Origin of the sequence: Pseudomonas sp. SIMBA_041, assembly GCF_046535095.1 — a bacterium.
Taxonomy (GTDB): Bacteria; Pseudomonadota; Gammaproteobacteria; order Pseudomonadales; family Pseudomonadaceae; genus Aquipseudomonas; species Aquipseudomonas mucoides.
Genome location: NZ_JAWRXJ010000653.1, coordinates 1 through 252, shown reverse-complemented (window position 1 = coordinate 252; position 252 = coordinate 1). Strand labels below are relative to the sequence as shown.

Here is a 252-nt window from a genome sequence, read left to right as displayed (position 1 = left end):
AGAACCCGTCGCCATAGGCTTCCACCTCGAAACGCTCCTGCTCCGGCACCCGTGGCCGGTCCTCGCTCACCACCGTCAGCAGCACCACCTGGCTGTGCAGCACCTGGTTGTGCAACATGTTGTGCAGCAGCGCATGGGGCACGGCGTCCGGCCGTGCAGTCAGGAACACAGCAGTACCTTCAACCCGGTGCGGCGGCTGTATGCGGATGCTGCTGATGAACACCGGCAGCGGCAGCGCCCCTTCATCGATGC

At 65.1% G+C, this 252-nt stretch carries 1 protein-coding gene; it reads right to left on the bottom strand.

Annotated features, from left to right (window positions below; genetic code table 11):
• The coding region (locus tag SB725_RS32735) for a KUP/HAK/KT family potassium transporter (RefSeq protein ID WP_410923644.1) at positions 1 to 252 on the bottom strand (252 nt) is incomplete at both ends.